8 protein-coding genes are annotated in these 7671 nt (G+C 63.4%); 1 reads left to right on the top strand and 7 read right to left on the bottom strand.

Annotated features, from left to right (window positions below; all coding sequences use genetic code 11):
* Positions 1-92: 92 nt before the first annotated feature.
* The 5 genes from IE097_RS19130 to IE097_RS19110 all read right to left on the bottom strand — a co-directional run bounded on the left by IE097_RS19130 (position 93) and on the right by IE097_RS19110 (position 4416).
* A complete protein-coding gene (locus IE097_RS19130; protein ID WP_189462495.1) occupies positions 93-1229 on the bottom strand; it encodes an ABC transporter permease in 1137 nt (378 codons plus the stop codon).
* Positions 1226-2149, bottom strand: a complete 924-nt coding sequence (locus tag IE097_RS19125; protein ID WP_189462494.1) for an ABC transporter ATP-binding protein — start codon at positions 2147-2149, stop codon at positions 1226-1228. Before IE097_RS19125 ends, IE097_RS19130 begins: the two co-directional genes overlap by 4 nt.
* On the bottom strand, positions 2146-3024 hold the full coding sequence (locus IE097_RS19510) for an HlyD family secretion protein (protein WP_268247096.1): 879 nt from the start codon (positions 3022-3024) through the stop codon (positions 2146-2148). The genes IE097_RS19125 and IE097_RS19510 overlap by 4 nt, the downstream gene beginning before the upstream one ends.
* Positions 3025-3196: 172 nt before the next feature.
* The gene (locus IE097_RS19115) at positions 3197-3631 is read right to left on the bottom strand and encodes a DUF3293 domain-containing protein (RefSeq protein ID WP_189462492.1); all 435 of its coding nucleotides are present in this window, start codon (positions 3629-3631) and stop codon (positions 3197-3199) included.
* Positions 3631-4416: an inositol monophosphatase family protein gene (locus IE097_RS19110; RefSeq protein WP_189462491.1), complete on the bottom strand. Its 786-nt coding sequence runs from the start codon at positions 4414-4416 to the stop codon at positions 3631-3633. Before IE097_RS19110 ends, IE097_RS19115 begins: the two co-directional genes overlap by 1 nt.
* A gap of 152 nt (positions 4417-4568) precedes the next feature.
* Between IE097_RS19110 and IE097_RS19105 the strand changes: the two genes are divergently transcribed.
* Positions 4569-5375, top strand: a complete 807-nt coding sequence (locus IE097_RS19105; RefSeq protein WP_189462490.1) for an RNA methyltransferase — start codon at positions 4569-4571, stop codon at positions 5373-5375.
* A 52-nt stretch (positions 5376-5427) separates the two neighbouring features.
* Here IE097_RS19105 and clsB read toward each other — a convergent pair whose 3' ends face one another.
* Both clsB and IE097_RS19095 read right to left on the bottom strand, forming a co-directional pair.
* Positions 5428-6591, bottom strand: coding sequence for a cardiolipin synthase ClsB (gene clsB / locus IE097_RS19100; RefSeq protein WP_189462489.1), 1164 nt, complete (start codon positions 6589-6591; stop codon positions 5428-5430).
* A complete protein-coding gene (locus IE097_RS19095) occupies positions 6588-7340 on the bottom strand; it encodes an endonuclease/exonuclease/phosphatase family protein (protein WP_189462488.1) in 753 nt (250 codons plus the stop codon). The genes clsB and IE097_RS19095 overlap by 4 nt, the downstream gene beginning before the upstream one ends.
* Positions 7341-7671: the final 331 nt, after the last annotated feature.

The following is a 7671-nucleotide window of genomic DNA, read 5'->3' as shown; positions in this document are numbered from 1 at the left end:
CAACACCCCGACGGAAAGAATTTCGCACCGAACCGATAAACCCCTGATCGGACAGCGAAATTTCGTCACCCCGATTTCAGCCCGCCTCAAACTCAATCCAGCGTCCGCCGATAAAAGCGCACCGCCACCAGCATCACGACAGCCGTAAACAGTAATAAGGGCCAGATATTGGGCCAAAGTTCGGCCCAGCCATTGCCCTTGAGCAGGATGCCGCGAATCAGCCGGTTGAAATGCGTCAGCGGCAGCACACTGCCGATCGCCTGCGCCCAACCAGGCATGCCCTGGAACGGAAACATGAAACCGGACAACAGCATGTTCGGGAGGAAGTAGAACATCGTCAGCTGCATCGCCTGCAGCTGGTTCTGCGCCAACGACGACAGGGTGATGCCGACGGTGAGGTTGGCCGCAATGAAGACCAGCGCTGAAACGTAGACGGCCAGGAGGCTGCCGGCGAACGGCACGCTGAAGACGTATCGCGCAGCCAGCAGGATGATGGTGGCCTGCACCAGCCCGATCGCCACATAGGGCACGATCTTGCCGGTCATGACTTCAATGGGCCGCACCGGTGTCGCCAGCAGGTTTTCCATCGTCCCGCGTTCCCGCTCACGCGTCATGGCCAGCCCGGTCATCATCACCATGGTCATGGTCAGAATGACCCCCATCAGCCCCGGTACGGTATTGAACTGCGTATTCCCCTCGGGGTTGTACAACCGGTGCACACGCACTTCGAACGCCGGCCCGCTGCCAGCCAGCGGCGCCAGCACGCCGCGCAGATCCTTGTCCGCCACCGACTCGGCCAGTTGCTGCACCGCAGACAGCGCCACCGACGTCGCCATCGGATCGGTGGCATCAGCCTCAACCAGCAGCGCAGGCCGCTCGCCCCGCAACAGCGAGCGGGTAAATCCGGCAGGAATGTTCAGGACGAACAGGACATCCCCCCTCGCCAGCGCGCCATGTGCCTGCGCTTCGTCCTGCGGCTCGCCAACGATCCTGAAGTAGTCCGAATTGCGCATGGCCGCGACATAGCTGCGGGTGAACTCGCTGTGATCGGCCATCACCACCGCCGTGGGCATCTGCTTCGGATCGCTGTTGATGGCATAACCGAACAGGGTCAGCTGGACGATGGGCAGGCCGACGATCATGCCGAACGTAATCCGGTCCCGCCGAAGTTGCAGAAACTCCTTGAGCACGATGCCCCACCAGCGCCCCAGCGCCACCCGCCAGCTCACCGGCTACCCCCGGCACTGGACATCATATGAATGAACACATCCTCCAGCCCGGTTTCGATCTGCCGGCACTCATGAGCACCGCCGGCCAGCACGCGTCGCAAAACAGCCTCAAGTAGCGCCGCATCCCGGCCGCTGACATGCACCGCATCACCGAACGCGACGGTCTGATCGACGCCGGCCTGCCCGCGCAGGCGCTGCGCCACGTCAATCAGGTCCGGACCGCGAACCAGCCATGTCGACAACCCCTGCCCGGCAACAATCTCACTGGCCGTACCCTGCGCCAGCAACCGGCCATAGGCGATGTACGCGAGCTTGTGGCAGCGCTCGGCCTCGTCCATATAGTGTGTGCTCACCAGCACCGAAACGCCCTGCGCCGCCAGCCGGTGCAACTCTTCCCAGAAATCGCGCCTCGCCGTCGGATCGACCCCGGCCGTTGGCTCGTCGAGCAACAGCAACTCGGGCTCGTGCAGCATGCACGCCGCCAGTGCCAGCCGCTGCTTCCAGCCACCGGACAAGGCCCCGGCCAGCTGCTCGGCACGCGTCGCCAGCCCGAGTTGATCGAGCGCGGCATCGACTCTTTCACGCCGTCTGGCCAAGCCGTATACCCGCGCGATGAAATCGAGATTTTCCCGGATCGTCAGGTCGTCCCAGAACGAGAAGCGCTGGGTCATGTAACCGACGCGACGTTTGATCTGCTCGCGCTCGCAGCGGATGTCGAAGCCCAGGCAGCGCCCTTCGCCGGCATCGGGTGTCAGCAACCCGCACATCATCCGTATCGTCGTCGTCTTGCCACTGCCGTTCGGACCGAGAAAGCCGAATATCTCGCCGCGCCGGACCTGCAGCGCCACATCGTCGACCACCAGCCGGTCACCGAAGCGTTTGCTCAGCCCGGCAACGTCGATCGCCAGTACGCCGCTCATTGCAGCGACACCGCAACGGGTTGCCCCGGATGCAGGCTGACCGCATCGGCGGTCGCAGGTTGAGCCTCGATCATGAAAACCAGCTTGGCGCGGGTTTCGTTACTGAAGATGACCGGCGGGGTGTACTCGGCGCGTGGCGATATATAACTCACCGTCGCCGTGACCGGCTTCGCGCAACCGTCGCACGTCATCCGCACTCGCTGGCCCAGCCGAATACCCCCAAGACGCGGTTCGGACACAAAGAACCGCACCTTGATATTGCCGGGCGGCAACATCCGCACCACCGGACTCCCCGCCGGCACCCACTCGCCTTCGCGGTACAAGGTATCGAAGATCAGTCCGTCCGCCGATGCGCGTACCGACTTCTGTACCAGCCGCCAGTCGGCCTGCGCCAGCACGGCCCTCGCCGCGTCGACCTGCGCAGCCTGCGCCCTGACCTGCGCCTCGCGCCCCGGCAAGCGGGCCACATCGAGCTGGCGTTGCAGCTCCAGCACCCGCGCCGCATCCGCATCGGCCTGCGCCCGGCTTTCGTCGAGCCGCGCCTGCGAAACGAAACCGCTACGAAACTGCTCTTTGTCGCGCACCAATTGAAGGCCGGACTTGCGGGCCTGCGCCACGGCCTGATCAAGCTGCGCCCGCGTGACGTCGACTTCCTGCGGACGCTTGCCGGTCTGCAGGTCGGCGAGCTGCGCCGCTGCCGCATCGAGCTGACGCTGCGCCTGCTGCTGGGCGGCCCTTTCGTCGATCGCATCGAGCGCAAACAACGCCGCATCACGCGTCACCACCTGGCCGCGCTGCACCATCAGCCGGTCCAACTGCCCCGACTGCGACGCTGCCAGTTGAACGAACTCGCCCTCGACGTATCCTTGAAACACATCAGGCGCCGGACCGCCACACGCGGCCAGCAACAAAGGAATGACGAAGTACCACCGCGCACGCATGACGTCCACCCCGGAACGAAGGCGCAATCAACATCCCGTTATCACCCAATCGCGACGATGATGGCCTTGATACTGCTCAATAGTGCACGGACGGGAAAACGTCGAATCAAACTGCCGCCGGCGCATCGCACCAGCACAGCAACGCCGCCCCCTGCAGGGCGCCATGGACTACGGCATGCTGGTCGAAATCGCGCCCCAAACGGATTGCCTCGTCTTGCGACAGCCCAAGCACGAGAACCGACGGCTCGGGCGTCCAGCCGGCGAGCAAGGGTTCGCCGAGACCATCGAAGCAGACAAAACCACGCCGATGCAGCGTTTCGAGAAGATTCTGGTGTCGTGCGCGGTTTTCGTATTCGCACAGCGCAACCGAGCGCGGATTCGCGGCCGAAACGAAAGCCCACGCAACAACGCCGTGCTGATGCAGCACGGCGTCGAGGTCGGGATGATGCCGGCCGATCCGCAGACTCAAGTGCAGCTCCGGCACCACGTAACGCGTGGCGCGGTAGGCTGCCTCGAGGCGTTGGCGCTCGGCCGCATCCATTACTTGATGTTGTGCTGCTTGATCAGCTGCAGCATCTGACCGAAGACGCGCGGCGTGCCGCACAGTACATCGCCCGACTCGAGGAATTTTTCCTCGCCGGCAAAGTCGGTCACCAGACCACCGGCTTCCTGCACCAGCAGCGTGCCGGCAGCAATGTCGACCAGCTTGAGGTCGAATTCGAAGAAACCGTCGAAGCGGCCGCATGCGACATAGGCCAGATCCAGCGCGGCCGCGCCCGGACGACGTACGCCAGCCGCCTTTTGCGCCATGTCACGGAAGATGGCCATGTAGGCGTCGAGATTGTCGAACTTGGTGTACGGGAAGCCGGTACCGACCAGCGCATCCGACAATTCGCGCACCTTGGAGACGCGAATGCGGCGATCGTTCAGGAAGGCGCCCACGCCGCGCGTGGCGGTAAACAGGTCGTTGCGGTTCGGGTCGTACACCACGGCCTGGGTGATGATGCCGCGATGCTCGAGCGCGATCGAGACCGCGTATTGCGGGAAACCGTGCAGGAAGTTGGTGGTACCATCGAGCGGATCGATGATCCACACGTATTCCGAGTTGCCACGCGCGCCGGACTCTTCAGCGATGATCGCGTGCGTCGGATAGGCTTCGAGGATGGTCTCGATGATGGCCTGCTCGGCGGCACGGTCGACTTCGGAAACGAAATCGTTGTGGCCTTTCTTTTCCGGCTGGATCAGGTCGAGATTGTTCGACGCGCGCTGGATGACGGAAGCGGCGCGGCGGGCGGCACGAACGGCCGTGTTGAGCATCGGATGCATTGCGGGTTCCTGTACGGTTCGTCAGCGGATCAACGGGAACGCGAGCCGAAAGGCCAGTCAAAGCAGCGCGATGCAAATTGTCTGAATCTGGCGCCCGCGCCGGATCCGCTTGAAAAGATCGAAAATCGGCTCCCATTGTAACCGCATCAGTCATGAATCCCAACACCTCCAGCAACACGCCCCATTCTCCGCACGACGCCAACCTCGAAGCCAATCAACGGCTTGCGCGTTTCCGCGTCGTCCTGTCGCACACCTCGCACCCCGGCAACATCGGTTCGGCCGCCCGGGCGATGAAGACCATGGGGCTGACCCGGCTCTATCTGGTCAATCCGAAGGAGTTTCCGTCCGAGGTCGCCGTCTCGCTGGCCTCGAACGCGCACGACCTGCTCGACAACGCGGTCGTCGTCGGCTCGATGGCCGAAGCGCTGGCCGGTACGACGCTGCAGGTGGCGATGACCGCACGCCGGCGCGAACTGGCACAGCCGCTGCAGACGCCGCGCCAGCTGGTCCCGGAGCTGATTGCCGAAGCGCAACATGGCGGTGAAATCGCCCTGGTGTTCGGCACCGAAATGAGCGGCCTGACCATCGACGAAGTCCAGCTTTGCAACCGCCGGGTGACGATCCCGACCAATCCCGACTACTCCAGCCTGAATCTGGCTCAGGCGGTTCAGGTGCTGTGTTACGAGCTGCGTGCCAGCCTGCTCGACGACGTGAGCTACCTGGAAGAACAGCGCACGCTGGCCAGCCACGAATACATCGAGCTGTTCTACCGGCATCTCGAAGAAACGCTGACGACCATCGGCTTCCTGCGACCGAAAGCCCCCAAGCGGCTGATGCCGCGTTTGCGGCGCATGTACCAGCGCATCGGACTGGAACAGGAAGAGGTCGACATCCTGCGCGGCATCCTGCGGGCAACGCTCGAATTCGACCGCAAGCAGTCGGACAAGGACAATCAGTAGATCAATGACAACGGGGCCGGCGGCCCCGTTGTTCATTCGCAGGTCACGACGACTACTCGAGGTAACGCCGGCCGCCGTATCCGCTGATCGCCATCAGTACCCGGACGATGCCGTGCGAAATCCACGGCAGGATCCGGAACAGCCAGCGGCCACGGCGCAGGTCCGCCAGCGCAATCGGTACCGAATCGCGCTCCAGCCGCGTATGAAGGTCATCGCGCAAGGCCTCGGCCAGACCGAGGTCGCGCACCACGACGTTGGCCTCGCGCGCCAGCAGCAGGCTGAACGGATCGATATTGCTCGACCCGACCGTTGCCCAGTAGCGGTCGATGACCGCCACCTTGGCGTGCATGAAGCCTTCTCGGTACTCGTAGATGTCGACCCCGGCCTTGAGGAAGCGCCGGTAGAAGCCGCGGCTGGCATAGTGCAGCAAGGCGTGGTCGACCCGCCCCTGCAACAGCAGCACGACATTCACGCCCCGCTCGGCCGCGCGCAGCAGCGCATGGCGGAAGCGGTAGCCCGGCAGGAAGTAGGCGTTGGCGATGACGATTTCCGAGCGTGCGGTTTCGATCGCACGAAGGTATTCCTGTTCGATCGCGTGCCGGTTGCGGAAATTGTCGCGAATCACCAGCTTCGCCAGGCTTTTGCCGGCCTTTGCCGGCTTGGGCGGTGCCGGCAGCGTTTTCGCCCATTCCGGCACCAGTTGTACCCACGCGGTATGTCGCCAGACCCGGTTGACCGTTTCGCGCATCTGCGCGACCAGCGGTCCCTGTACACGCACCGCATAGTCGTAGCGCGGTGCCAGTTCGGCCGAGTCGATGTCGCTGAGGATGTTGATGCCGCCGATGAAGCCGATGCGACCGTCGACCACCGTCAGCTTGCGATGCAGCCGCCGCAAGCGCTGCCGGTCCAGCGAAAACGGCGCCACCTCGGGCCGGAAGAACAGCTGCCGCACGCCCGCCGCGGCCAGCTTCTTTCGCCACTCGACCGGAAAATGCCGTGCGCCGAAGCCGTCGATCTGCAGCGACACCTGCACGCCGCGGCCCGCCGCTCGCATCAGCGCCTCGGCAACGGCAGTACCGACCACGTCCATTTCGAACAGATAGCTTTCCAGATAGATTTCGTACTGCGCGGAATCGAGAGCGGCAATCAGTGCCGGAAAGAAGTCGGCGCCGTTGTACAGCAGGGTCAATCGGTTGCCGCGAACGAAACCCCTCATACCTGCCCTCGGTGCAGAACCGTATACAACGGCGCATGATCCGACAGCGCCGACCACGGCGCACCGCTCAGCACGTCGGCCGCCTCGATCTGGAAACCGCGCACGTAAACCCGGTCGAGCGACAGCAGCGGCATCCGCGCCGGAAAGCTGCGGGCCGAATCGCCGTGGAGCGCCTCGAACGCCTCGACGACGCCGAGCTCGTGGCCGAGCAGGCGGGTCGATTCGCGGCGCCAGTCGTTGAAATCCCCTGCCAGCACCAGCGGCGCCCCCTTGGGGATGCGCTTGCCGATGAAGTCGACCAGCATCGCCAGCTGCTTGCGCCGGTCGTGACCGAGCAGGTTCAGGTGCACACACAGCGCGTGCAAGGGCTGGTTCCAGCCCGGCAAGTCCAGCTGGCAGTGCAGCAGCCCGCGCTGTTCGAACCGGTGCAGGGTCAGGTCGTGATTGTAGGAATTGCGGATCGGGAAACGCGACAGCACCGCGTTGCCATGATGGCCATGCTGATAGTTGGCGTTGCGGCCATAAGCCGCCGTCAACCCTTCTCCGGCCAGATACAGGTGCTGCGCCTCGCCCGGCCACGTATCGAAACGGTGCGCGTGCGATCGGTGCTCGCCCTGCACTTCCTGCAGGAAGACCAGGTCGGGCGACAGCTTTTTCAGCGCATGGCGAACCTCGTGCACCACCAGCCGCCGGTTGAACACCGACAGCCCCTTGTGAATGTTGTACGAGGCAATCTTTAGCTTATTCACTTTAAAATCAATGGCTTAATCTACAAATAAGCTCGAAAAATCGACATCAAAACGCACTACCCCGACCCTTATAAATCAATAGCTTACCACGCGATTTCGGATGGTTTTTGCATCGTTTTTCCTGTTGATTGCTTCACTGGTGTCTGCTGCTGACTAACCACCGTGCCGGTCGTGGCTGGCCTTCGCCGCTGGCCTTGACCATCACTGAGTGCCCCTTTGCGGTCGTACTCCGCCCCGACTGATCGTATGACCGGTTTGCTTACGCTAAATGGGGGCTACTCCAGCTTCAGCGGCGCCTGCACGAAAGTGGATGCCGACGCCAAGCCCAAGT

The sequence above is a fragment of the Jeongeupia chitinilytica genome (genome assembly GCF_014652315.1).
GTDB classification, from domain to species: Bacteria; Pseudomonadota; Gammaproteobacteria; order Burkholderiales; family Chitinibacteraceae; genus Jeongeupia; species Jeongeupia chitinilytica.
This window is presented reverse-complemented; position numbering and strand designations above follow the sequence as displayed.